23 protein-coding genes and 1 tRNA gene are annotated in these 23,114 nt (G+C 71.5%); 16 read left to right on the top strand and 8 right to left on the bottom strand.

Annotated elements, in window-relative coordinates:
• Positions 1 to 192: 192 nt before the first annotated feature.
• The 3 genes from IE239_RS20290 to IE239_RS20280 form a co-directional block, all read right to left on the bottom strand.
• A complete protein-coding gene (locus IE239_RS20290) occupies positions 193 to 864 on the bottom strand; it encodes a response regulator transcription factor (protein ID WP_190150758.1) in 672 nt (223 codons plus the stop codon).
• A gap of 531 nt (positions 865 to 1,395) precedes the next feature.
• A complete protein-coding gene (locus IE239_RS20285; protein WP_190150757.1) occupies positions 1,396 to 2,868 on the bottom strand; it encodes a sensor histidine kinase in 1,473 nt (490 codons plus the stop codon).
• Positions 2,869 to 2,988: 120 nt separating this feature from the next.
• Positions 2,989 to 4,221 (bottom strand): sensor histidine kinase, encoded by a 1,233-nt coding sequence (locus tag IE239_RS20280; protein ID WP_190150756.1) that lies wholly within the window; start codon positions 4,219 to 4,221, stop codon positions 2,989 to 2,991.
• A gap of 273 nt (positions 4,222 to 4,494) precedes the next feature.
• Here IE239_RS20280 and IE239_RS20275 point away from each other — a divergent pair, with 273 nt between their 5' ends.
• The 13 genes from IE239_RS20275 to IE239_RS20215 all read left to right on the top strand — a co-directional run bounded on the left by IE239_RS20275 (position 4,495) and on the right by IE239_RS20215 (position 17,146).
• A complete protein-coding gene (locus tag IE239_RS20275) occupies positions 4,495 to 4,890 on the top strand; it encodes an NADH-quinone oxidoreductase subunit A (RefSeq protein WP_190150755.1) in 396 nt (131 codons plus the stop codon).
• A complete protein-coding gene (locus IE239_RS20270) occupies positions 4,881 to 5,705 on the top strand; it encodes an NADH-quinone oxidoreductase subunit B (RefSeq protein ID WP_229878201.1) in 825 nt (274 codons plus the stop codon). The genes IE239_RS20275 and IE239_RS20270 overlap by 10 nt, the downstream gene beginning before the upstream one ends.
• A complete protein-coding gene (locus IE239_RS20265; protein ID WP_190150754.1) occupies positions 5,702 to 7,087 on the top strand; it encodes an NADH-quinone oxidoreductase subunit C in 1,386 nt (461 codons plus the stop codon). The genes IE239_RS20270 and IE239_RS20265 overlap by 4 nt, the downstream gene beginning before the upstream one ends.
• Entirely contained in the window at positions 7,084 to 8,052 is a 969-nt protein-coding gene (locus IE239_RS20260) for a complex I subunit 1/NuoH family protein (RefSeq protein WP_190150753.1), read from the top strand. The genes IE239_RS20265 and IE239_RS20260 overlap by 4 nt, the downstream gene beginning before the upstream one ends.
• A 2-nt stretch (positions 8,053 to 8,054) precedes the next feature.
• Positions 8,055 to 8,753 (top strand): NuoI/complex I 23 kDa subunit family protein, encoded by a 699-nt coding sequence (locus tag IE239_RS20255; RefSeq protein WP_190150752.1) that lies wholly within the window; start codon positions 8,055 to 8,057, stop codon positions 8,751 to 8,753.
• The gene (locus tag IE239_RS20250; protein WP_229878200.1) at positions 8,750 to 9,472 is read left to right on the top strand and encodes an NADH-quinone oxidoreductase subunit J family protein; all 723 of its coding nucleotides are present in this window, start codon (positions 8,750 to 8,752) and stop codon (positions 9,470 to 9,472) included. The genes IE239_RS20255 and IE239_RS20250 overlap by 4 nt, the downstream gene beginning before the upstream one ends.
• Positions 9,472 to 9,882, top strand: a complete 411-nt coding sequence (gene nuoK, locus IE239_RS20245) for an NADH-quinone oxidoreductase subunit NuoK (protein ID WP_190150751.1) — start codon at positions 9,472 to 9,474, stop codon at positions 9,880 to 9,882. Before IE239_RS20250 ends, nuoK begins: the two co-directional genes overlap by 1 nt.
• Positions 9,879 to 11,873, top strand: coding sequence for an NADH-quinone oxidoreductase subunit 5 family protein (locus IE239_RS20240; protein ID WP_190150750.1), 1,995 nt, complete (start codon positions 9,879 to 9,881; stop codon positions 11,871 to 11,873). The genes nuoK and IE239_RS20240 overlap by 4 nt, the downstream gene beginning before the upstream one ends.
• A gap of 6 nt (positions 11,874 to 11,879) precedes the next feature.
• Complete coding sequence (locus IE239_RS20235) at positions 11,880 to 13,454, top strand: complex I subunit 4 family protein (RefSeq protein ID WP_190150749.1); 1,575 nt, start codon at positions 11,880 to 11,882, stop codon at positions 13,452 to 13,454.
• Entirely contained in the window at positions 13,451 to 14,986 is a 1,536-nt protein-coding gene (locus IE239_RS20230; RefSeq protein WP_190150748.1) for an NADH-quinone oxidoreductase subunit N, read from the top strand. The genes IE239_RS20235 and IE239_RS20230 overlap by 4 nt, the downstream gene beginning before the upstream one ends.
• Before the next feature lie 203 nt (positions 14,987 to 15,189).
• Positions 15,190 to 16,053 carry a zinc metalloprotease HtpX gene (gene htpX / locus IE239_RS20225; protein ID WP_190150747.1) on the top strand — a complete coding sequence of 288 codons (864 nt, stop codon included), beginning with the start codon at positions 15,190 to 15,192 and terminating at the stop codon, positions 16,051 to 16,053.
• Positions 16,050 to 16,442 carry a YccF domain-containing protein gene (locus IE239_RS20220; RefSeq protein WP_190150746.1) on the top strand — a complete coding sequence of 131 codons (393 nt, stop codon included), beginning with the start codon at positions 16,050 to 16,052 and terminating at the stop codon, positions 16,440 to 16,442. Before htpX ends, IE239_RS20220 begins: the two co-directional genes overlap by 4 nt.
• A gap of 131 nt (positions 16,443 to 16,573) precedes the next feature.
• A complete protein-coding gene (locus IE239_RS20215) occupies positions 16,574 to 17,146 on the top strand; it encodes an SMI1/KNR4 family protein (protein WP_190150745.1) in 573 nt (190 codons plus the stop codon).
• 188 nt (positions 17,147 to 17,334) lie between these two features.
• Here the strand turns inward: IE239_RS20215 and IE239_RS20210 are convergent, their stop codons facing one another.
• On the bottom strand, positions 17,335 to 18,594 hold the full coding sequence (locus tag IE239_RS20210; RefSeq protein WP_190150744.1) for an APC family permease: 1,260 nt from the start codon (positions 18,592 to 18,594) through the stop codon (positions 17,335 to 17,337).
• Positions 18,595 to 18,834: 240 nt separating this feature from the next.
• Between IE239_RS20210 and IE239_RS20205 the strand changes: the two genes are divergently transcribed.
• Complete coding sequence (locus IE239_RS20205) at positions 18,835 to 19,101, top strand: GlsB/YeaQ/YmgE family stress response membrane protein (RefSeq protein WP_190150743.1); 267 nt, start codon at positions 18,835 to 18,837, stop codon at positions 19,099 to 19,101.
• A gap of 58 nt (positions 19,102 to 19,159) precedes the next feature.
• On the opposite strand, the gene IE239_RS20200 is transcribed toward IE239_RS20205, so the two are convergent.
• Positions 19,160 to 19,648, bottom strand: coding sequence for a YajQ family cyclic di-GMP-binding protein (locus tag IE239_RS20200; protein WP_190150742.1), 489 nt, complete (start codon positions 19,646 to 19,648; stop codon positions 19,160 to 19,162).
• A gap of 123 nt (positions 19,649 to 19,771) precedes the next feature.
• On the opposite strand from IE239_RS20200, the gene IE239_RS20195 reads away from it, so the two are divergent.
• Positions 19,772 to 19,919, top strand: a tRNA-Phe gene (locus tag IE239_RS20195).
• Between the two features lie 100 nt (positions 19,920 to 20,019).
• Here the strand turns inward: IE239_RS20195 and IE239_RS20190 are convergent.
• Positions 20,020 to 20,298, bottom strand: coding sequence for a hypothetical protein (locus IE239_RS20190; RefSeq protein WP_190150741.1), 279 nt, complete (start codon positions 20,296 to 20,298; stop codon positions 20,020 to 20,022).
• 97 nt (positions 20,299 to 20,395) lie between these two features.
• On the opposite strand from IE239_RS20190, the gene IE239_RS20185 reads away from it, so the two are divergent.
• Positions 20,396 to 20,617, top strand: coding sequence for a hypothetical protein (locus IE239_RS20185; RefSeq protein WP_190150740.1), 222 nt, complete (start codon positions 20,396 to 20,398; stop codon positions 20,615 to 20,617).
• A gap of 78 nt (positions 20,618 to 20,695) precedes the next feature.
• Here IE239_RS20185 and IE239_RS20180 read toward each other — a convergent pair whose 3' ends face one another.
• Positions 20,696 to 21,352, bottom strand: a complete 657-nt coding sequence (locus IE239_RS20180; protein WP_190150739.1) for an SDR family oxidoreductase — start codon at positions 21,350 to 21,352, stop codon at positions 20,696 to 20,698.
• 448 nt (positions 21,353 to 21,800) lie between these two features.
• Positions 21,801 to 23,087 carry an amidohydrolase family protein gene (locus tag IE239_RS20175; RefSeq protein ID WP_190150773.1) on the bottom strand — a complete coding sequence of 429 codons (1,287 nt, stop codon included), beginning with the start codon at positions 23,085 to 23,087 and terminating at the stop codon, positions 21,801 to 21,803.
• Positions 23,088 to 23,114: the final 27 nt, after the last annotated feature.

The following is a 23,114-nucleotide window of genomic DNA, read 5'->3' as shown; positions in this document are numbered from 1 at the left end:
CGGATCAACCCTACGTCGGTAAGGGTCGCCTTCCCTCGGCTTCTCGCAGGACGGTTCCCTGTCCCGAGACGGCCCGGCGTCCCCGCTGGTCATGATTTCCCGCCCCCCGGCGCCACCGCGTCAGACGCTCCGGATCCGGGCCGAGGTTCTCCGTCGGACGGGGAGGAGAACGGGCAGGAGGGCGCCACCCGACTACGTGTTGAGATAGGTGAGGACGGCGAGGACCCGGCGGTGATCCCCGTCGCTCGGGGACAGGCCGAGTTTCAGGAAGATGTTGCTGACGTGCTTCTCCACCGCTCCGTCGCTGACGACCAGCTGCCGGGCGATCGCCGAGTTCGTCCGCCCCTCGGCCATCAGCCCGAGGACCTCCCGCTCCCGCGGTGTGAGCCCCGCCAGCACGTCCTGCTTCCGGCTGCGTCCGAGAAGCTGCGCGACGACCTCCGGGTCCAGGGCCGTGCCGCCCTGGGCGACCCGCACCACGGCGTCCACGAACTCCCGCACCTCGGCCACCCGGTCCTTGAGCAGATACCCGACCCCGCGGCTGGAACCGGCCAGCAGTTCGGTGGCGTACCTCTCCTCCACGTACTGCGACAGCACCAGCACCCCGAGCCCGGGATGCGCCCTGCGCAGCTGTACGGCCGCCCGCACCCCCTCGTCCGTATGCGTGGGCGGCATCCGTACGTCAGCGACGACGACGTCGGGCAGCGCTCCCTCGTCGTCGAGCTCGGTGATGGTCTTGAGCAGCGCGTCGGCGTCCCCGACCCCCGCGACCACGTCATGCCCCCGGTCGGTCAGCAACCGGGTCAGCCCCTCCCGCAACAGCACCGAATCCTCGGCGATGACCACCCGCACCCTGTCCTCCACGATCCTCGGCCCCCCAGCCGTCCACCCCGTTGGTCGAACCAGTCAAGCATTCCAGCTTCCGGCTCGTCTGCGCCTGAGAACGGGCAGGCCAACGGTCAGAACGGTCGGGACGGTGGACAGGAAAGGCGGGAATCCGGCCATCAATCCACCATCTTCGGCCATCCCCGGTCGAGGAGAAGTCCGGAGGGAGGCCGAGCGGGCCGAGGCGGCCGAGGTGGCCGGGGTGATCGAGGGCAGGCCCGGACCGGGGACGCGGCGCAGGTGGGCCGGAGGGGGCGGAGACGGGACAGCGCCGGGGCGGAGGCGGGACGGAGGCGGGGCAGTGCCGGGGCGGAGGCGGGGCGGAGGCGGGGCAGTGCCGGGGCGGAGGCGGGACGGAGGCGGGGCAGTGCCGAGCAGCGGTACGGCGGACGAGAGCGCGGAAGAGGTCGGGCGGAGGTGGGAGAGACAGGGTGGACGAGAGAGGGGAAGCCCAGGGGCAGAGTGGGCGGACGTGGGAGAGGCCGGGGAGGCGGGGGTGGGTGGGGCGGTTCAGGTCAGGCCGCCACGCCAGGGGAGTTCCGCGGTGATCCGGGTCGGCCCGCCCGCCGGGGAGTCGACGACCAGGATCCCGTCGACCGCGTCCAGCCGCCCGGCGAGGCCGGCCAGCCCCGACCCGCCGGAGGCGTCCGCGCCGCCCACCCCGTCGTCCATGACCTGGAGCATCAGCCGGTCGTCCGTCCGCCAGACGTCCACCGACGCCGAGCGGGCCCCGCTGTGCTTGCTGACGTTCTGCAGCAGCTCCGAGACGGTGAAGTACGCGATGCCCTCGATCGCCGGCGCCGGCCGCTCCACCAGATCCACGTCCACCTTCACCGGCACCGTGCAGCGCGAGGCCACCGAGGACAGGGCCGCGTCCAGACCCCGGTCGGTCAGAACGGCCGGGTGGATCCCGCGGGCCAGGTCCCGCAACTCCTGCAACGCCGTCTTCACCTCACCGTGCGCCTCACCCACCATGCGCGCCGCCGCCTGCGGGTCCTCCCGCAGCTTCTCCTTCGCCAGCCCCAGATCCATCGCCAGGCCGACCAGCCGGGCCTGCGCCCCGTCGTGCAGATCGCGCTCGATGCGCCGCAGGTCGGCCGCCGCCGTGTCCACCACGACGCCACGGTCGGACTCCAGTTCCACGACCCGCGCTCCCAGGGACGACGGCCCGAGCAGCCCGTGCACCAGCAGCCGGTCCACCGTCGTCAGCGCCCGCACGATCCATGGCGAGGCCAGCGTGATCAGCAGTCCCACCAGCGCCGTCACGCTGATCTCGAAGGGGTTGTCGAGGTAGACGCTGTGCTGCTCGTCGCCGAACAGCTGAAGGCCGCCCTGGCCCCCGTACACCGGGAAGACCCAGAACCACAACGGGTACGTCAGCATCGTCCAGCCGAGCGACCACACCGTCACCGTGACGACGAAGGAGAACACCGCCCACGGGAACTGCAGCACCGCGTACAGCATGTTCCGCCATGACGTGCCGCTCTTGAGGACCGCGCCCATCCAGCTCATCGCGCCGTTCCGGGGCGCCCGCAACGGCTCGGGGTCTCCCACCTCCAGGCCGAGCAGCCCGCGCGCCCGGGCCCGCTCCAGGGCCCCGAGCCCCCGGCACGCGGCCAGGCCCGCCGCCAGCACCGGGACGCCGAGGAACGTCACCAGCAGACCCGCCCCCAGCGACAGCATCGTGACGGCGAACGTGAACAGCGCGATGCCGATCGGCAGACCGAGCAGCACGTAGAGGAGCTCACGCCAGTGGCGGGCCGTGAGCGGCTCGCGCAGCCCGGCCGGCACCACATGCCGGCGCTCTTCGCTCCGGCGCCCGTATCCGCCCCCGCGTCGCTCGTCCTGCCCGTAAGGGGCGTGCTGCCCGTACCGCTCGTGCTGCCCGTAGCGGTCGTCCTCCCGGTACCGGTCGCGCTGCCTGTGCGGCCTGTCCTGCCCGTGCTGCTCGAACTGTCCGTACTGCTCGTACTGCGTGGCCATCGGCGTCGTCCGTTCCCATCGTCCTGCTCGTCGCGCAGCTGTCGATCCGTGCCTCCAGCCTCCTCGCGGGGAGACGCCCGGACCATGGAGTCCGTCGGCGTCTCGGGAGGGGGGTTTTCCCTACCTCCCGCGGCCGCCGGCCCCCCGGTCCCGCCAGGGCAGCTCCGCCGTCACCGTCGTGGGACCCCCCGCCGGCGAGTCCACGACGAACAGGCCGTCCACGGCGTCCAGCCGCTCCGCGAGCCCCCGCATCCCCGACCCGCCGTCCAGCGACGCCCCACCCTGGCCGTCGTCCGAGACCTGGAGCATCAGCCGGTCGTCCGTCCGCCAGACGTCCACCGACGCCGAGCGGGCCCCGCTGTGCTTGCTGACGTTCTGCAGCAGCTCCGAGACGGTGAAGTAGGCGATGCCCTCGATCGCCTGTGCCGGCCTGGACGGCAGGTCGGAGGTCACCTTCACCGGCACCGTGCAGCGCGAGGCCACCGAGGACAGGGCCGCGTCCAGACCCCGGTCGGTCAGAACGGCCGGGTGGATCCCGCGGGCCAGGTCGCGCAACTCCTGCAACGCCAGTTTCACCTCGCCGTGCGCCTCCTCCACCATCGCCGCGACGGCGTCGTCGGCCTGCCCCTCCAGCAGCTTCTCCTTGGCCAGGCCCAGCCCCATCGCCAGGTTGACCAGCCGCGCCTGCGCCCCGTCGTGCAGGTCCCGTTCGATGCGCCGCAGATCGGCGGCCGCCGTGTCGACGACGACCCCCCGGTCCGACTCCAGCTCGGCGATCCGCCGCTCCAGCTCGTCGGAGGGGGACAGCAGCCCGCGCACCATCGCCCGGTCCGCGTTCGTCAGCCCGCGCGCCAGGTAGGGCAGCACCGGCCACAGCACGAAGAGCGACGGGACGACCACAGCGAACGTCAGAACCCCCCAGGGCAGCCGTATCAGGTCGTACAGCACCGTGCGCCAGGCCACCGGGTCCTTCAGCGCCAGCCACATCCGCTGGACGAGGCCGCCCGCCCTGCGCAGCGGCAGCGGGCTCGGTTCGTCGATGCGCACCCCGAGCAGCCGACGGGCCCGCAACCGCTCGAACCGGCCCATCAGCCGCGCCCCGGTCAGCCCCAGCATCAGCAACGGGAAGCCCACCACGGTGACGGTCATCGCGGCCCCCGTCACGATCACCGTCATCACATAGACGAATCCGAGCAACGCCATCGGCAGATTCGTCAGAAGGTGCGTGATCTCCTTCCAGGTATGGGCGTCGTAGGCGAAACGGACCGGGGGCGGACGATCGTCGTCGTACCCGGCGCCCCCCGGACCGGACGTGCCCGGCCGGACGGAGGAGTGGCTGGTGGAAGCGGTCATACAGCTCAGCCTGCCGTCCCGCACGGCGCCGCGCCATGAGGTCTGCTGCCTTCCTCGGCCGGGGGAAAACCCCCGCCCCGCGTCCCGAGCCGTGACGGGCTGCTTACTGTCCCTTTATCAGGGCCTAGACTCCCGTGCGTACAGATCGTCGAACGGGCCGGTCGTCGTGGAACCGCCGTGGGGACCGCCCTGAAGACCGCCGTGAGGACCGCAGCGGATGCCGCAGCAGCGGCGGCCGCTGCAGGCCGAGGCCAGGGAGCGAGGGGAACGGACGTGCGGGAACCGACCGTCGATGTCGCGGCGGACTACTTCCAGTCCTATTCCGTCGTCGGGCTGCTCGCCGTCGTCGGCGTGCTGTTCGTCGCCGTCGCCTTCGGCGCGGGACGCCTGCTGCGTCCGGTGGTGCCCACCCCGGAGAAGCTCCTGACGTACGAGTGCGGCGTCGACCCCGTCGGCGAGGGCTGGGCCCACACCCAGGTCCGCTACTACGTCTACGCCTTCCTGTACGTGATCTTCGCCGTCGACTCGATCTTTCTCTTCCCCTGGGCGACGGTCTTCGCGGCCCCCGGCTACGGAGCGGCCACGCTCGTGGAGATGTTCGTCTTCCTCGGCTTCCTGGCCGTCGGCCTGCTGTACGCCTACAAGAAGGGCGTCCTGACATGGACGTGACGCCGGAAGCCAACCCGTCGGAAGCCAACCCGTCGGCGACCGGCGGGCCGACGGGCGGTCCGTCGCAAGGCGGCCCGCCGCGAGCGACGCCGGAGCAGCCGCCCTCGGCGCCCGTGCTCCTGCCCGAGCCGAAGCGACTCGGCGCCCTGGCCCGCCTCGCCCCCGAACCGATGAAGGTGGTCCTGAACTGGGGCCGCCGCTACTCGCTCTGGGTCTTCAACTTCGGCCTGGCCTGCTGCGCGATCGAGTTCATCGCCGCGTCGATGGCGCGCCACGACTTCATCCGCCTCGGCGTCATCCCCTTCGCGCCGGGCCCGCGCCAGGCGGACCTGATGGTCGTCTCCGGCACCGTCACGGACAAGATGGCCCCGGCGGTGAAGCGTCTCTACGAGCAGATGCCCGAGCCGAAGTACGTCATCTCCTTCGGCGCGTGCAGCAACTGCGGCGGCCCCTACTGGGACTCGTACTCCGTGACGAAGGGCGTCGACCAGATCATCCCGGTGGACGTGTACGTGCCGGGCTGCCCACCCCGCCCCGAAGCGCTGCTCCAGGGCATCCTCAAGCTCCAGGAGAAGATCGCGCGGGAGTCGCTGGCCGAGCGCTACGGCACGTCCGTGTCCCGCCCGTCCCCGGCGGCTCTGCAGAGCGGCCTGCTGAGCCCCCCGCCGCCCGCCGGACCCACGAACAGCCAGTCCGCGACCGCCGAGCCCGCGATCGCCGAGCCCGCGATCGCCGAGCCCGCGATCGCCGAGCCCGCGATCGCCGAGCCCACGACCGCCGAGCCCGCATCGGGTACGTCCGAGGAGGGAAGATGAGCACGGTCGGCTGGCTGCCCGCCCCCGCCGAGGAACTCTTCGGTCCGCAGGCCACGGCCGAGGAGTCCTACGACGTCCTCACCGTCGACGTCCCCGCCGCCTCCTGGACCGACGCCCTGCGCGTGGCCCGCGACCGCCTCTCCTGCAGCTACTTCGACTGGCTGAGCGCGGTCGACGAACCCGGCACCGGCTTCCGCGTCTCCGCGCACGTCGTGGCCCTGTCCCCGGTCCGCCGTCTTCTCGTGCGCACGACGATCCCGCACGAGACGCCGACCCTCGCCACCGCCGTGGACGTCTACGCGGGCGCCGCCTGGCACGAACGCGAGACGCACGAAATGTTCGGGGTCGCCTTCGAGGGCCACCCCGCCCTCGACCACCTCCTTCTCCCCGAGACCTTCGAAGGCCACCCCCTGCGCAAGGACTTCGTCCTGGCGGCCCGCGTCGCCAAGGCCTGGCCCGGCGCGAAGGAACCCGGCGAGTCCGAGCACGGCGGACCCAAGCGCCGCCAGATGCTTCCTCCAGGCGTCCCCGACCCCAACGAATGGGGCCCCCTGAAGGGCCAGCTCCCGCCGGCCCCGACCCGTCCGACCCGTGCACCGGCAGGCCGCGCGGCCGGCGAGCGCCCGGCCCGCCGCGCCCGCACGGCTGCCGAGGGCTCAGCAAGCCAGCCTCCGGCAGCCCCGGCGACGCCCTCGACGCCGACCTCGCCGGACACCCCCGGGCCCACGCCTCCCGGCACACCCCGCCGCACCCGAAGCACCGGCGCAGGCTCCGCCTCCCAACGAACGCAGACCCCGGAACCGGCAGAACCCACAGAACCGGCCGGGCCCACAGAACGGACAGACCCGACGGGACAGACCGGCCCGACGGGACAGGCCGAGGCGACAGGGCCGGCGGCGCCGATGGGAGCGGCGGAGGCAGTACGAGGAACGGACGCCGCGAGCCCTGCGGGAGCAGAAGCCACCGGGACCACGGGAGCCACAGAAGCCACCCGGGCCACGCGAGCCACAGGGGCGAGCGAGGCCACGGGAACCGCAGGAGCAACTCGAGCCACGCGAGCTGTCGACGCGGCCGGAAGCGATCCGACCCCGCAGCCTCCCGCGGGACCGCGTCGGGCGCGGTCCGCCTCGCAGGGCTCGGCCTCGCAGCACACTCAGCCCCCTGCCTCGACGGCCGCCACCCCTGCCCGCCCCGCCGCAACCCCCCGCAGCTCCGACGCCCCGTGGCACCACGCCCGCCCGGCCTTCGACGAACCGGAGCCTGAGCAGAGCCCCCGGCCCGAGCCCGAACAGAACCGGCCGGCTCCCGCCGACAGCCGGCCGACTCCCGCCGACCGTGCCGAACCCGCCGCCCCCGAGGATCCCGCAGGAGGTCAGCAGTGAACGACGCTCTCGACGTCGCCCTGCGACTCCTCGTCGTCTTCGTCGTCTTCCTCACCCTTCCTCTGATCGTCGGTCAGACCGAGCACAAGGTCATGGCCCATATGCAGGGCCGTCTGGGCCCGATGTACGCGGGCGGTTTCCACGGCTGGGCCCAGCTCGTCGCGGACGGCGTGAAGTTCGCGCAGAAGGAGGACATCGTCCCCGCCGGCGCGGACCGCCGTATCTTCCAGCTGGCGCCGGCCGTTGCTCTCCTCCCGTATCTCCTCGTCCTGCTCGCCGTCCCCGTCGGCCCCGGCGAGGGAGCCGTCGGCCAGGTCCTCGACGCGGGCATCTTCTTCGTGCTCGCCGTGATGGGCGTCGGCGTACTCGGCTCCCTCATGGCCGGCTGGGCCAGCGCCAACAAGTTCTCCCTCCTGGGCGGTCTGCGTACGGCCGCCCAACTCCTCGCCTACGAGCTGCCGATGCTGCTCACCGCGGCCTCGGTGGCGATGGCGGCCGGCACGGTCTCCCTGCCGGGCATCGTCGACGCCTTCGAGTGGTGGTGGCTGCCCTGGCAGATCGTCGGCGGGATCGTCTTCTTCGTCGCCGGACTCGCCGAACTCCAGCGGCCGCCCTTCGACATGCCCGTTGCGGACTCGGAGATCATCTTTGGCGCGTACACCGAGTACACCGGCCTGCGCTTCGCTCTCTTCCTCCTCGCCGAGTACGCCGGGATCGTCGTCCTGTGCGGTCTGACCACCGTCCTTTTCCTGGGCGGCTGGCACGGCCCCTGGGGCGCCGACGGCCTCGGCTGGGTCTGGACCCTGCTGAAGGCCGCCGTCCTCGCCTTCGTCGTGATCTGGTTGCGCGTCACCTATCCCCGGCTGCGCGAGGACCAGCTCCAGAAGCTCTCCTGGACTCTCCTCATCCCCCTCTCCCTCGCCCAGATCGCCCTCACCGGCGTCGTCAAGGTGGTGATCCGGTAACCATGGCCCCCCTTCCTGGCAGTGGCCTCGCCAAGGGCCTCGCCGTCACCCTCCGCACGATGACGCGCAAGACCGTCACCGAGCAGTACCCGGACGCCCAGCCCGAGCTCGCGCCGCGAACCCGTGGCGTCATCGGCCTGTTCGAGGAGAACTGCACGGTCTGCATGCTCTGCGCCCGTGAGTGCCCCGACTGGTGCATCTACATCGACTCCCACAAGGAGACGGTCCCGCCCGCGGCCCCGGGCGGCCGCGAGCGCAGCCGCAACGTGCTCGACCGCTTCGCCATCGACTTCTCGTTGTGCATGTACTGCGGTATCTGCATCGAGGTCTGTCCTTTCGACGCCCTGTTCTGGTCTCCGGAGTTCGAGTACGCGGAGACCGACATTCACGAGCTCACCCACGAGCGCGACAAGCTCCGCGAGTGGATGTGGACCGTGCCGGCCCCACCCGCCCTCGACCCCGGGGCCGAGGAGCCGAAGGAGATCGCCGCTGCGCGCAAGTCGGCAGAGAAGCTGGCCGCAGCCGCCCGCGCCGAGTCCCCCGAAGCCGCCGGACCGGGCCCCGCCGGATCGGGTGCCCCTGGATCGGGTGCCCCTGGACCAGGCCCTGACGGACCAGGGGCTGCCGGGTCGAACCCTGCCGGACCGGGTGCCGCCGGACCGAGGGCTGCCGGAGCCGGAAGTGAAGGAGGGGACGCGTGAGCCTCGCCGGGGCCCCGCAGGGCTTCCTCTCCCCGACCGGCGTCGAGATCGCCTTCCTCCTCGTCGGTCTGGTCACCTTCGGCGCCGCCCTCGTCACCGTGACGACCAGGCAACTGGTGCACGCGGCCCTGTGGCTCGTGGTCGCTCTCGGCGGTCTCGCAGTCGAATACCTCCTTCTCACCGCCGAGTTCATCGCCTGGGTGCAGGTCCTCATCTACGTGGGTTCCGTCGTCGTGCTCCTCCTCTTCGGTCTGATGCTCACCAAGGCCCCCATCGGCCGCTCCCCGGACGCGGACTCCGGCAACCGGTGGGCCGCCCTCACGGTCGCCGTCGCCGCGGCCACCGCACTGATCTGGGTGGTCGTCGACGCCTTCCGAGCCACCTGGATCGACCTGGACGGCCCGGCTGCAGGATCGACCGAGGTGACCGGTGCCAGCCTCTTCCAGAACTGGGTCCTCCCGTTCGAGGCCCTCTCCGTGCTTCTCCTCGCGGCCCTGGTCGGCGCGATCGTCCTGTCCCGCAAAGCGAAGACGGATTCGAGCTCTCCCCTTGCGAACTCCCGAACCGCCACCGAGAGTTCCCGTCTGATTACTAAAAGTGATGAGGATTCGGGGAGTCCCTCATCCGGCCCGAAGGGTCGGGGTGGCCGGAGCGAACGGGTCGAAGCGAACAAACGGGACGACCGGGGCGGCCCTGCCGCACAGGAAGGCGCCCGCTGATGCACCTCGTCTATCCCGCCGTCCTCTCGGCCCTCCTCTTCTGCACCGGTCTGTACGGCGTCCTGGCCCGTCGGAACGCGATTCTGATCCTCATGTCGGTCGAGTTGATGCTCAACGCCGTCAACCTCAACCTGGTCGCCTTCGACGTCTGGCTCAGCAAGACCGCCGAGGAGACGCTGCACTCCGGCCAGGCCCTCACACTGTTCACCATCGCCATCGCCGCCGCCGAGATCGGCATCGGCCTGGCGATCGTCCTCGCCGTCCACCGCGATCGCGGCACCGCGGACATCGACCGGCTCCGCGACACCGCCGAGGGCCACGAGAGCCACGAGGGCTCTGCGGCAGACGGCACCGACACCGACGCCCCCGTGACCGGAGCGGCCGCCGAGAAGGCTGAGGCCACCGCGTGACCACGACAGCCCTCGCCGTACTCGTTCCCCTCCTTCCGTTCCTGGGCGCGGCCGCCGGCCTGCTCCTGGGCCGTACCGCCCCGGGGTTCGTCCGCCCGCTGGCCGTCCTGCCGACCGTCGCCGCCTTCGCACTGGCCGTGACCGTCGCCGTGCGCCAGGGTGGGGGCGCCTCGGTCGACGCGGCCACCGAACTGACCCCCACCGGTTCGGTCCCGATCGAACTCGCCCTGCACATCGACGGCTTCGCCGCCCTGGTCGCCGTACTCGTCGGCCTCGTGGCCACCTGTGTGCAGATCTACTCCACCGGCTACCTGCGCGAGGACCCGCGTTACCCCTCGTATGCCGCGCTCGTCTCCCTCTTCACCTCCGCGATGTTCCTGGTCGTCTACTCCGGCGATCTGATCGTGCTGCTGGTCGGCTGGGAGGTCATGGGCATCTGCTCCTACTTCCTGGTCGGCCACTACTGGGAGACGCCGGAGGCCCGCGCGGCCTCCATCAAGGCCTTCCTGGTCACCAAGCTCGGTGACGTCCCCTTCCTGATCGGTCTGTTCGCCCTCGCCACGGACGCCGGCTCCTTCGAGATCACGAAGATCCTCGGCGCCGTCGCCCACGGCGAGCTCCAACACCCCACAGTCGTCGCTCTGCTCCTCCTCGCGGGCGTGGCCGGAAAGTCCGCCCAGTTCCCGCTGCACACCTGGCTCCCGGACGCGATGGCGGGCCCCACGCCCGTCTCCGCGTTGATCCACGCCGCGACGATGGTCGCCGCCGGCGTCTACTTCATCGCCCGTCTCCTCCCGGTGTTCGAGGCCTCCACGGCCGCGATGACTGTCCTCGCCGTGATGGCCGCCGTCACGATGGTCGGCTCGGGCCTGGCAGCCCTCGCCCAGGACGACATCAAACGCGTCCTCGCCTACTCGACGTTGGGCCAGCTCGGCTACATGACCGGCGCCCTCGCCGTCGGCGACCGAGGCGCCGCCGTCTTCCACCTCCTCTCGCACGGGGCCTTCAAGGCGTTGCTGTTCCTGGCGGCCGGCGTGATCATCCACGCCGCCGGCACCAACTCGCTGGCCGCCATGTCCCGCATGAGCAACCTGCGCGACCGTGTCCCCGACGCCTACTGGACGATGACCGTGGCGCTCCTCGCGCTCGCCGCGATCCCGCCGTTCAGCGGCTTCTTCTCGAAGGAGTCCGTCCTCGGCGCGGCCGAGCACGTCACCGCAGGTCACACAGAGCACGCGCCGGGCGCCGCGGGCTGGACCGTCCTCGTCGCCGGTGTGCTCACCGCCCTTCTCACCGCCGCCTACGCGGCCCGGCTCTGGCTGCTGGCCTTCCGCGGCCGAGGGGACGAAGCTCCCGACCACGGCCGCCAGCCCCTGACCATGACCGTGGTGCTGTGGATCCTGGCCGTCCCCTCCCTCGCCCTCGGAGGGCTCGCCTACCGCACGCTCCCCGACTGGTTCGACGGCAGCGCTCTCGCGCCGACCCTCACGACCTCCGTTCTCGGCACCGGAGCGGCCCTGGTCGGCGGGCTCGTCACCTACGCCGCCTGGCGCCATCTCACCGGGGTCGCCGCCCGCGTTCCCCCGGGCGCGGTCGCCGCCCACCCGGAGGGCGACGCGGCCCAGGTCGAGGCCGAGGCCATCGCCACGCACGCGCCCGCCTACGGAGACGTGGCCTCCGCTCGCGACCCCGCAGACCCCGGACGGCTCCTGCTCGGTCCGCTGCACCGCCACGCGGCCGCGGGCTTCCACCTCGACGCCGTCTACCAGGCGTCGTTCGTACGCCCCGTCCAGGCGGCCGCCGGCCTCGTCCGGTTCCTCGACCGGGAGGTCGTGGACACCTACGTACGTGGCGCGGCCGCCCTGCCCCGTTGGCTGGGAGCCGCCGTGCGGCGCGCCCAGACCGGCAACGTCCAGACCTATGTGAGCGCGCTGCTCGCCGGGACCGTGGTCCTCGCGGTCGCCGCCCTTCTCGTCGCCTCGGGAGCGTGAGCAGGCGTGATCGATATCAATGAGTCCGTGATGCAGGTCCTTCTGGCGTTCATCGTGGTCGGCCCGCTCCTCGGGGCCGTCGCGGCCCTCCTGCCCGTCCCGCCCGGGCTGAAGGGGAAGTCGCCGGAGCAGGCCGTGCTGCGGCACGGCGTCACGGTCACCGGCGTGATCCTCGTCGCGGCGATCGTCCTCGCGTTGGGCTTCGACCACGACCACCCCTCGAAGATGCAGGCCAACACGGACATCAGCTGGATCCCCGCGCTCGACGTGCGCATCCACCTGGGCATCGACGGCATCTCCCTTCCCCTGCTGGTCCTGACCGCGCTGCTGACCTTCCTGTGCGCGCTCTACTCCTACTTCAAGCAGCCAGAGGGGCCGTCCCCCAAGGCCTTCGTCGCGCTCGTGCTCATGCTCGAGTCCGGCACTCTCGCGACCTTCGCCGTTCTCGACCTGCTGCTGTTCTTCCTCGCCTTCGAGACGGTGCTCATCCCGATGTACTTCCTCATCGCCCGCTGGGGCGGCGAGGGCCGGACCCGGGCGGCCTGGAAATTCATCCTCTTCACGCTGCTCGGATCCGTGGTCATGCTGCTCGGCCTGCTCCTGATCGGAATCAAGGCGGGCACTTTCGACATGGTGGCACTCGCCACTGACAACGGCCGATCGCTGTCGTCATCCGTGCAGGTCATCGCCGTTCTGGCGATCGGGATCGGACTCGCGGTCAAGACCCCGATGTGGCCCCTGCACAGCTGGCTGCCGGACGCCCACACCGCCGCCCCGACCGTCGGCTCGGTCCTGCTGGCCGGTGTGCTGCTGAAGATGGGAACGTATGGGTTCGTCCGGATTCTTCTTCCGGTCGCACCCGACGGTTTCCGGATCTTCGCGCCCTATCTCGCCGCGTTCGCCGTCGTCGGGATCATCTACGGGTCCCTGGCCTGTCTGGCCCTCGCCAAGCAGGGCGCGAAGGGCGACCTCAAGCGCCTGATCGCCTATTCCTCCGTCGGCCACATGGGCTTCGTCCTCCTCGGGATCGCGACCATGACCCCGACCGGTGTGAACGGCGCGCTGTTCGCCAACATCGCCCACGGCCTCATCACCGGTCTCCTCTTCTTCCTGGTCGGAGCACTGAAGGACCGCACCGGCACGACCGACCTGGACACCCTCGCCCAGCAGACCGGCGGCGCGCTGTACGGCAGGACCCCCCGCCTCGGCGGCCTGCTCGCCTTCGCCGCCGTCGCTTCGCTGGGCCTGCCCGGCCTCGCCGGCTTCTGGGGCGAGATGCTGGCGCTGTTCGGGGCCTTCGACCCGGCCGCGGGCCTCAGCCGCCCCGCCTTCCTCACCTTCACGGCGATCGCCGCGTTCGGCACCCTGCTGACGGCCGCCTACCTGCTCGCCGTGGTACGCCGCGTCTGCATGGGCACCGTCACGCAGGACGCCCCGCGTCTCGCCGACGTGCAGACCTACGAGTTCGCGGCCTGGACCCCGCTCGTCGCCCTCACCGTCGTCGCCGGCCTGTGGCCCAAGGTCCTCCTCGGCCTGACCGACCCGGCCGTGCAGCAGCTCCTCGCAGGAGGGACCCGATGAGTTCCCTGGTCCAGAACCCGGTCCAGTCCCTGGCCGAGCCGGCGGTCCAGTCCGTCGACTGGCAGGCCATCGCGCCACCCACCCTGGCCGCGGTCGTGGCCCTCGTCGTCCTCGTCGCCGACCTCTTCGTCGGCGAGGCCCGCAAGCCGCTCCTCGGCCGGCTCTCGGTCGGGGGCCTCGCGGCTTCCGCGGCCCTCCTCGTGCCTCTCCTGGGCGGCGACCGCGCCACCTTCTGCCTGACCGGTGAGCCGAGCACGTGCAGCTACACCGTCGATCGCTTCACCCTCGTCATCCAGTTCCTGGTGCTCGGGGGAGCGCTGCTGGCAGCCCTGCTGTCGGTGACCGTTCTGAAGGACGCGCGCGGGCGGCTTCCCGAGGGAGAGTTCTGGTTCCTCCTGCTGTCGTCCGCCGCCGGCGCCGCCCTGCTCCCCGCCTCCCGCGACCTCGCCACCCTCGTCGTCGCTCTGGAGGTCGCCTCGCTGCCCGCGTTCGCCCTCGTCGGCATCCGGCACGGCGACCGCAGATCGTCCGAAGCGGCCCTGAAGTTCTTCCTGTCGTCCGTCACCGCGACGACCGTCAGTCTCCTGGGCATCAGCTTCGTGTACGCGACGACCGGCACGCTCTATCTCACCCAGGTCGCCGACCGGATCCAGCACGTCGACGGCCAACTGCACATCCTGGCCCAGACCGGCGTGGTCCTCACCCTCATCGGCTTCGCCTTCAAGACGGCCGCCGTCCCGTTCCACTTCTGGGTCCCCGACACCTATGTCGGCGCCCCGCTGCCCATCGCCGCCTACCTGTCGGTCGTCGGCAAGGCGGTCGGTTTCTCCGGCCTCATCCTCGTCACCGTCGTCGCCTTCCCCTCGTACGCCGACGTCTGGGGCCCCGCACTGGCCGCGCTGGCCGCCCTCACCATGACCGCCGGCAACGTCGGCGCCCTCCGCCAGCAGACCACGCGCGCGTACAGCGCCGTACGCCTCCTGGCATGGTCCTCCGTCGGCCAGGCCGGCTACCTCCTCGTACCGATCGCCGCCGCCGCGTACTCCGACGACGCCGAGCACGCCGTAGGCTCCACCGTCGCCTACGCCCTCATGTACGCCGCCGTGAACCTCGGCGCCTTCGCGGTGGCCGCGCTGGTGGGCCGCACCAGCGCCGCGAACCGGATCGCGGACTACCGGGGCCTGTACGCGAGGAACCCCCTGGCGGCACTGACGCTGGCGTTCTTCCTGCTGTGCCTCGCCGGCCTGCCGCCGGGCGTCATCGGCCTCTTCGCGAAGGTCACCGTCTTCTCGGCGGCCGTCCAAGCGGGGCTCGGCTGGCTCGCGGTCGTCATGGCCGTCAACGTCGTGATCGCCCTGTACTACTACCTCCAGTGGACGGCCCTGCTCTTCAGGACGCCCGAGGGCCAGCCCGTCAAGCATCGCGTCCCCGCCCCCCTGACGGCCGCGATAGCCCTCACCGCGGCCCTCGGCATCGCCCTCTCCGGAGCTCCTCAGCTGGTCCTGCGCTTCGCCGGCACCGGCCTCTTCTGAGGCCGCACGCGCGCGTACGCCACCGTCCTCACCCGGACGGCTCACACCCCTGCCCGCGGGCACAAGGGAACTCGTGCCTCCCGCCTGGCGTTGACCAGTACGGGAGGGTGCACTGGATGTGACACCACGACACCAGTGGCACCGGAGACCAGCAAGATCCGCAAGCAAAGGGTTCCCCTGCTGCACGACTTGGAGGGCGTACCGTGCACCGCCGGCACAACGGGCTCAGGACCGCAGTACTCCTCGGGGGGCTGTCGGCGCTCATCATCGTCATCGGCAGCTTCTTCGGCCGTGCGGGGCTCGTCGTCGCGGTCCTGATCGCGCTCGGCACCAACGCGTACGCGTACTGGAACAGCGACAAGCTGGCGCTACGCGCGATGCGCGCCCGCCCGGTGAGCGAGTTCGAGGCCCCCGCCCTGTACCGGATGGTCCGCGATCTCTCCACCCAGGCCCGCCAGCCCATGCCCCGGCTGTACATCTCCCCGACGGAGGCGCCCAACGCCTTCGCGACCGGCCGCAACCCGCGCAACGCCGCCGTGTGCTGCACGGAAGGCATCCTGCGCATCCTCGACGAGCGCGAACTGCGCGGAGTCATCGGCCACGAGCTCAGTCACGTCTACAACCGGGACATCCTCATCTCCTCGGTCGCCGGCGCACTGGCCTCGGTGATCATGTTCCTGGTCAACTTCGCCTGGCTGATCCCCGTCGGCCGCTCCGACGACGACGACGGCCCCGGCATTCTCGGCATGCTCCTGATCATGATTCTGGGCCCCCTCGCCGCCAGCCTCATCCAGCTCGCCATCAGCCGCTCGCGGGAGTACGAGGCCGATGCCTCCGGCGCCCAGCTCACCGGCGACCCGCTCGCCCTCGCGAGCGCCCTGCGCAAGCTGGAGACGGGCACCAAACAGCTTCCGCTGCCTCCGGAGCCCCGCATCGAGACCGCGAGCCACATGATGATCGCGAACCCCTTCCGTCCTGGTCAGGGGCTCTCCAGGATGTTCTCGACACATCCGCCGATGGCGGACCGCATCGCCCGGCTCGAGAAAATGGCAGGTCAACCCCAGTGAAGACCATTCTGAACATCATCTGGCTGATCCTGAGCGGATTCTGGCTGTTCCTCGGCTACGTGCTCGCGGGCGCGCTGCTCTGCGTCACGATCATCGGCATTCCGTTCGGCGTCGCCGCATTCCGCATCGGGGTCTTCGCCCTCTGGCCCTTCGGCTACACGACGGTCGAGCGTCGGGACGCGGGCGCACCGTCCTGCCTCGGCAACGTGCTCTGGCTGGTCCTGGCCGGCTGGTGGCTGGCCATCGGCCACATCGTCACGGGCTTGCTCCTCTGCGTCACCATCATCGGCATCCCGTTCGGCATCGCGAACTTCAAGCTGATCCCCATCTCGCTGTTCCCGTTGGGCCGCGAAATCGTGCGCACGGACCAGCCGTTCGCATCACGCTGACGGCGACTGTCAGGGCCGCAGCGACCGCCACGCCGACCGGTTCGCACGTCCGCCGCAGGCCGGTTTGTCCACAACCGGCGGGTTGTCCACAGGCCGGCCCGGTTGTCACTGGCAGCTTGCATCATGAACGCATGACCGAGAACGCGCAGTTGCTGGAAAGGGTGGCGGCCAAGGCGGCCGCCGTCCGCCCGTGGGGCCGGCCCTCACTCCCCGAACCTGTGGACGAGGCCGTCCTGGTCCAGGCCGAGGCCGCCCTCGGCTTCCCTCTGCCCGCACTGCTCGCCGACCTCTACCTGCGCATAGGGGACGGCGGATTCGGCCCGGAGTACGGCCTGCTCCCTCTGTCGGACCACAGCCAGGCCGGCGAACCCACCGCCGTGAGTCAGTACCTCGCAAACCGCGAGAGCGGACGGCAGGACCCCGACTGGGCGTGGCCGGAAGGCGTACTGCCGATAGCCCACCGGGGCTGCGCCATGTACGCCTGCGTGGACTGCCGCTCCCCGCAGGCGAGCGTCCTGCTCTTCGAACCCAACCCCGGCGACCCCGACCATGCGTGGTTCGTCGACGCCCCCAGCCTCGCCGAGTGGTTGAGCGCATGGCTCGACGGTACGGGCTGGTACGACGTCATGGACGAGGGCCTGACCCTGACTCCGTGGACCCAGTTCCGCATACGCACGGCGACACACAAGACTGCAACGGCGTGAGGGTGACGCCCCAGCTTCACCGCCCAGCAGTGTTCGGATGTCTCCCGGCATCGTTCGGCCGTTGCGCGACCGCGTACGGATCTCACCCGCTGGCCGCCGGTCAGCCGGCAGCGTCCGGCTGAGGCTGTCGCCACAGCCACAGCCACAGCCACAGCCACAGCCACAACCGCGGAGAGGGTAGGCGACGGCTACGGCTGCGCCGTGCCGGTCACCCGGCGTCGTACTCCGTACGCGATCACGCCCACCACGAGCACCCCAGCCCCCACCACCACCGACGTCGCGGGGAGCGCGAAAGCCAGGGTCAGGCAGCCCAGGAGCCCCAGCGCGGGCAGCGCCCGCCTCGAAGGAGCCGAATCGAGAGTCCACGCCGATGCGTTGGCCACGGCGTAGTACGCCAGCACACCGAAGGAGGAGAACCCGATCGCACCTCGGACATCCACCGTGGCTGCCAGGAGCGCGACCACCGCGCCCACGGCGAGTTCGGCCCGGTGCGGCACCTGGAAGCTCGGGTGAACGACGGACAGCGCAACCGGCAGATGACGGTCCCTGGCCATGGCCAGCATGGTGCGCGAGACGCCCAGGATGAGGGCGAGCAGAGAACCCAGCGCGGCCACGGCGGCGCCGACGCGTACCACCGGCACCAGCCCGGGCACTCCCGCCGCCCGGACCGCGTCGGCCAGGGGCGCGCCCGCCCGCCCGAGTTCATCTGCCCCCAACACAGAAAGGACGGCCACCGCCACGCACGCGTACACGGCCAGCGTGATCCCGAGGGCCAAGGGGATCGCGCGGGGGATGGTGCGCTCCGGGTCGCGCACCTCCTCGCCCAGGGTCGCGATGCGCGCGTATCCGGCGAACGCGAAGAAGAGCAGACCAGCGGCCTGCAACACCCCGCCAAAGCCCTCGGAGGCTCCGACCTCCAGCCGCCCGGCATCGGACGCGCCCGACCCCAGACACACGACCACCACGGAAGCGAGGACCGCCAGGACCATCGTCACGATCACCCGCGTCAGCCAGGCCGACTTCTGGACGCCGCCGTAGTTCACCGCGGTCAGCGCCACCACGGCCGCCACAGCGACCGCGTGCGCATGCCCCGGCCAGACGTACGCCCCGACCGTCAGCGCCATCGCCGCGCAGGAGGCCGTCTTGCCGACCACGAACGACCAGCCGGCCAGATACCCCCAGAACTCCCCGAGCCGCTCGCGCCCGTACACATACGTGCCGCCGGAGGCGGGATACAGCGCGGCCAGGCGCGCCGACGACATGGCGTTGCAGTAGGCGACCAGCGCGGCGAGCGCGAGTCCGATCAGCAGGCCGGAGCCTGCCGCGTGAGCGGCGGGGGCGAGGGCGGCGAAGACGCCGGCGCCGATCATCGCGCCGAGCCCGAGGACGACAGCGTCGCCGACGCCCAGCGTCCGCCGTAGCTCGGGGGCTGGTCCAGGCAGTGTCATGCGCTGCACCCTACTGATCCACGGAACCGCCGGACGTCGTCGTGGCGTCGTCCCCACCAACACGGCGCGAACCTCGTACGAGCGGAAGCCGCCGCGACAGCCGATGCCGGAGCCGCCGCGACAGCGGATGCCGATGCCAAAGGGCGGGGACGTCCAACGCCCGCCTCAGTGAGCGAGTGAGCGAGCAAGATCACAGTGCCCGGACAGCGCGGGCGGCACATGGAAGGGCAGGTTCAAGGCATGAGCATCATCAGCTGGATCATTCTGGGGCTGTTGGCCGGGGTCATCGCCAAGGTCCTGTTGCCGGGTCGGGACCCGGGCGGCTTCATCGGCACGACCGTCATCGGCATCGCCGGCGCGTTCATCGGCGGCTGGATATCGGCCCGCTGGCTGGACCACCCCATCAGCAAGGACTTCTATGACGGCGCGACCTGGGCCGCGGCGATCGGCGGCTCGCTCGTGCTCCTGATTCTCTACCGCCTGCTGTTCGGCAACTCGCGCGACTGAGCGGCGCCGGGAGACGGTGTCAGGAGGGTGGGCGCCCGGCAGGCGCCCACCCGGCGGACTACCGGTAGTTCACGAACTGCACGGCGAAGTCGAAGTCCTGGCCCTTGAGCAGCGCGATGACGGTCTGCAGGTCGTCGCGGCTCTTGGAGCTGACACGCAGTTCCTCGCCCTGGACCTGGGCCTTCACGCCCTTGGGGCCCTCGTCGCGGATGAGCTTCGCGACCTTCTTCGCGTTGTCCTGGGAGATGCCCTCCTTGATCTCCGCGAAGAGCTTGTACTCCTTGCCGGAGAGCTGAGGCTCGCCCGCGTCCAGAGCCTTCAGCGAGATCCCGCGCTTGATGAGCTTGGACTGGAAGACGTCGAGGACAGCGTTCACCCGGTCCTCGGAGTTCGCCTCCATCAGGATCTTTTCACCCGACCACGAGATCGAGGCGCCCACGCCCTTGAAGTCGTAGCGCTGGGAGATCTCCTTGGCGGCCTGGTTGAGGGCGTTGTCGACCTCCTGCCGCTCGACCTTCGAGACGATGTCGAAACTGGAGTCGGCCATGTCCTGTGGCTCCTTGTATTCAGAGTGCGTGTCGGGTGCGAATCGGCGCACGTCGGGGCGACCGCCGAGCCCGGCGTGATCCCGGGCCGCATCCGGACAAGCCTAGCCACCCCGCTCCCTTCGGGCGGCGAGGAATCAGGTGGCGAAGCACCCCTGCACATCGGGTATCGTTTACGTCGTTGCCAGGGAGCACCGCCGAAAAGCGGTTCGAATGGGCAGCAACCCCGGCGGTGTGGCTCAGCCTTCCCAGGTTCGAATCCTGGCGCCGCCACGCTGAGTGAAGTAGCCCCTCCGAACTGCGGAAACGCAGGCCGGAGGGGTTTCTTCGTGTCGGGCCGGGGTCCGGGGAGACGAGCCGGGAGCGCGGGGCCTCAGACTTCCTCGGACGGGGTCTTCGCCGCCCTTTTCACCTCCGCCTCGACGTCGTTGCGCGGTCTGTTCTCGTCCTTGGCGTACTCGGTCACCGTGGCCTGGACGTCGCGGGCCAGGTCGCGCCAGGCGCGCCATGCGGTCTCGTAGGTGTCGGTCTGGATCTCCGACCAGGGAGTGGCCGTGGGTGCGCCATAGGCGTCCCGCAGCTCTTCGACCCTCGCGTGTGCCTCGTCGGCCGCGCGTTGCTTCTGCACGAGTTCCTCGAAGGTATGTGCCACGTGTACGGATGCTAGGCAGGCGAGCGCCTTTCCGCGCGGTGAGCGGGGCGCGTCCGGCCGGGGGTACCCGCGTGGCCCACTGGGGCAGACTGGCCCCATGTCCAGCGCGTCCAGCCGTCGCAGAGCTTGTCCGGAGTGCCGTCGCGAGATCGCCGTCGTCGCCGGACGGTTCGCCCGGCACGACCCGCCGGGGGCGCGGGAGGGCGGAGACCTGGTCTCCTGCCCCGGCTCCCGCAGCACGGCGCAACTGGGGGCGGTACAGCCGTCCTTGGACGGCTACGTGGTGCCGGAGTTCCCGGGACAACTGCCCCTCTTCTAGCGTGCGCCGCCCTCGTGCGCTGCTCCCGCTTTTCGGCCGGTTCCGCCTCCACGCAGCAGTCGGCCCGGAGCGTCCGTCTCAGTTCCCCGCCACCGCCTTCACCGCCACCGCCACCGGTGCGGAGCCGCTGATCAGCTCCAGGACGAGACCGGAGGTCGCCGGGGTGTCGAGCAGCTCCGCCAGGACGGCGGCCACGTCGGCGCGGGGGACCGGGCCCCGGCCCGCATGAGCCTCCAGGCGGACCAGGCCGGTGCCGGCGTCGTCCGTGAGCGCGCCGGGGCGCAGGATCGTCCAGTCGAGGGACTCCAGCCCCTGCACATACGCGTCCGCCTCGCCCTTGGCGCGTTGGTAGACGTCGAAGACCTCGTCGCCCCGGTGGTCCGGGTCCGCGCCCATGGAGGACACGATCACGAAGCGGCGGACCCCTGCCTGCACGGCCGCGTCGGCGAACAGCACCGCCGCACCCTTGTCGACGGTGTTCTTTCGGGCCGTCCCGCTGCCCGGGCCCGCGCCCGCCGCGAACACGGCCGCGTCCGCCCCTCGCAGCCGCTCGGCCACCTCCTCGACGGACGCCGACTCCAGGTCCAGGACCACCGGTTCGGCGCCGGCCGCCCGTAGGCCGTCGCTCTGTTCCGCCTTGCGGATGATCCCCGCGACCTCGTCTCCGCGCGCGGAGAGCAGACGCTCCAGCCGCAGCGCGATCTGACCATGACCACCAGCGATGACAATGCGCATGTCTTCGACCGTACGCCCGGGAAGTCCCGTCCGCCGCATGGCCCAGACCCGGAACCGACCCGGATCGGACCCGGACCCGACCCGGACCCGACGTGGGCTGGACCAGGAGACGACCAGGGCATCGACCAGGACAAGAACCCACCGGGGGGCGATCGGCGGCGGACCGATCCCGGCCAGGAGCGACCGGGTGCCGGTCCACGACCCGCCCGGAACCGAACAGGAACGGATCAGCCCGGGGTCGGAACCCCGCGCCGACCCGTCAGAAGCGATCAGAGTCCGGGTCGCAGGTGTCCGACGTCTGGTCAGGGAGCGGTCAGCTTCCGGTTCGGAAGTGTCCGACACTCGATCAGGAACGTTCCGGGGCCTGGACGTAACCGTCCGTCGAGAGTCGGTGGAAGCCCGTAGTGGTCGTTCGTTCGTGAGCGGTGCGTCCGCGGTTCCGTCGTCGTCACGACAGGTCCCCGCGCCCCTGTCTCGGCAGGCCCGACTCCGTGGCGGCCGCCGAGTCGCTGTACTCGCGCACGGCGCTCGTACGGGCCACGACACGGCCCTGGTGGATGACGATCCTGCTGTACGCCAGTGACAGGACGCCCGCCAGCCGGTCGCCGCGAACGGCCACCAGGTCGGCCGGGAAGCCCGCCTCGACGCGCACCTCGGGCAGGCCCAGGGCGGCGCGCGCGGACGCGCTCACGGCGTCGTAGGCGTCCTCGGGGCGCAGGCCGTGACGGGAGGCCAGGAGGTAGGCCGCCTCCAGGGGATCGCCGCGGCCGACCGGGTTGGCGATGTCCCGCAACGCCCCGCTGCCGGCCGCCATCTGCACCCCGGCCGCGCGCAACAGCCGTACGGGTGCCGTGCCTGGCTGGTCGACGCCTCCGCAGCCGCCCTGGGGGAGGCAGACCACCGTCACACCGGCGGCGGCCAGCTGGTCGGCGGTGCGGCCGGCCGCGTTGGCGGGGAGACGGCCGAGGCCGCCGCAGGGGCTGAGGGCCACGCCGGGACGCAGACCCCCGGCCATCGCGGCGAACCGGGCCAGTCGGGCGGGGTCGCCGGCGTCGGTGTGCAGGTCGACCGGGCAGCCGTGCTCGGCGGCGACTTCGAGCACGGCCTCCACATAGCCCGTGGGGTCGGGGTCCAGGTCCGGGCAGCCGCCCACCGCCGAGGCGCCCATCTTCACGGCGTCCCGCAGCATGGCGAGTCCGTCAGCTCCCGCCGCGCCGGTCAGCACCCGGGGCATCGCCACCGTCGTGAGGTCCGCGAGCCCGCGCAGTGAGCGCTGGGCCCGCAGCACGGCGGCCAGCGCGCCGAGCCCCTGGACGTCGCCCACGCGGACGTGCGCGCGCAGCGCGGTCGCGCCGTGGCCCAGCTGCACCAGCACCGCCTCCGTGGCGCGACGCTGGACGTCCGGCGCCGCGTACGAGACGGGGCCGTCGGCGTCGGCCGTGAGCGCGGTGTCGGCGTGTGCGTGCGGCTCGGCCGGGGCCGGGAGCAGCAGATAGCCGCCGAGGTCCACGCGGGCCCCGGCCACCGGGCCGGAGCGGGCCGGTCCGGCCGTCAGACTGCCCGCCGTGCCGACCGCCTCGATGCGCCCGCGGCCCAGCCGGACGTCCACGGTCCGGCCGTCCGTCAGACGGGCCCCGCACAGCAGGAGGGCCGCCGGGTCGGGTGAGCCACCAGATGCGCCGGACGAGGACGACCACGACCACGAGTGGGGCGGCTGCGGCTGGCTGTCGGGCATCGCGCTCCAGGGGCTCGGGACTGCGCC

The organism is Streptomyces humidus, from assembly GCF_014649655.1.
In the GTDB taxonomy this organism is placed as follows: Bacteria; Actinomycetota; Actinomycetes; order Streptomycetales; family Streptomycetaceae; genus Streptomyces; species Streptomyces humidus.
Note: the sequence above shows the minus strand (reverse complement) of the source record. Positions and strands in the feature narration are given on the sequence as shown.

Coding starts and splice junctions, on each gene's coding strand:
- IE239_RS20285 (WP_190150757.1), bottom strand. CDS start 2,868: ATGGCCACGCAGTACGAGCAGTACGGACAGTTCGAGCAGCACGGGCAG.
- IE239_RS20280 (WP_190150756.1), bottom strand. CDS start 4,221: ATGACCGCTTCCACCAGCCACTCCTCCGTCCGGCCGGGCACGTCCGGT.
- IE239_RS20270 (WP_229878201.1), top strand. CDS start 4,881: ATGGACGTGACGCCGGAAGCCAACCCGTCGGAAGCCAACCCGTCGGCG.
- IE239_RS20265 (WP_190150754.1), top strand. CDS start 5,702: ATGAGCACGGTCGGCTGGCTGCCCGCCCCCGCCGAGGAACTCTTCGGT.
- IE239_RS20255 (WP_190150752.1), top strand. CDS start 8,055: ATGGCCCCCCTTCCTGGCAGTGGCCTCGCCAAGGGCCTCGCCGTCACC.
- nuoK (WP_190150751.1), top strand. CDS start 9,472: ATGCACCTCGTCTATCCCGCCGTCCTCTCGGCCCTCCTCTTCTGCACC.
- IE239_RS20230 (WP_190150748.1), top strand. CDS start 13,451: ATGAGTTCCCTGGTCCAGAACCCGGTCCAGTCCCTGGCCGAGCCGGCG.
- IE239_RS20215 (WP_190150745.1), top strand. CDS start 16,574: ATGACCGAGAACGCGCAGTTGCTGGAAAGGGTGGCGGCCAAGGCGGCC.
- IE239_RS20210 (WP_190150744.1), bottom strand. CDS start 18,594: ATGACACTGCCTGGACCAGCCCCCGAGCTACGGCGGACGCTGGGCGTC.
- IE239_RS20205 (WP_190150743.1), top strand. CDS start 18,835: ATGAGCATCATCAGCTGGATCATTCTGGGGCTGTTGGCCGGGGTCATC.
- IE239_RS20200 (WP_190150742.1), bottom strand. CDS start 19,648: ATGGCCGACTCCAGTTTCGACATCGTCTCGAAGGTCGAGCGGCAGGAG.
- IE239_RS20185 (WP_190150740.1), top strand. CDS start 20,396: ATGTCCAGCGCGTCCAGCCGTCGCAGAGCTTGTCCGGAGTGCCGTCGC.
- IE239_RS20180 (WP_190150739.1), bottom strand. CDS start 21,352: ATGCGCATTGTCATCGCTGGTGGTCATGGTCAGATCGCGCTGCGGCTG.
- IE239_RS20175 (WP_190150773.1), bottom strand. CDS start 23,087: ATGCCCGACAGCCAGCCGCAGCCGCCCCACTCGTGGTCGTGGTCGTCC.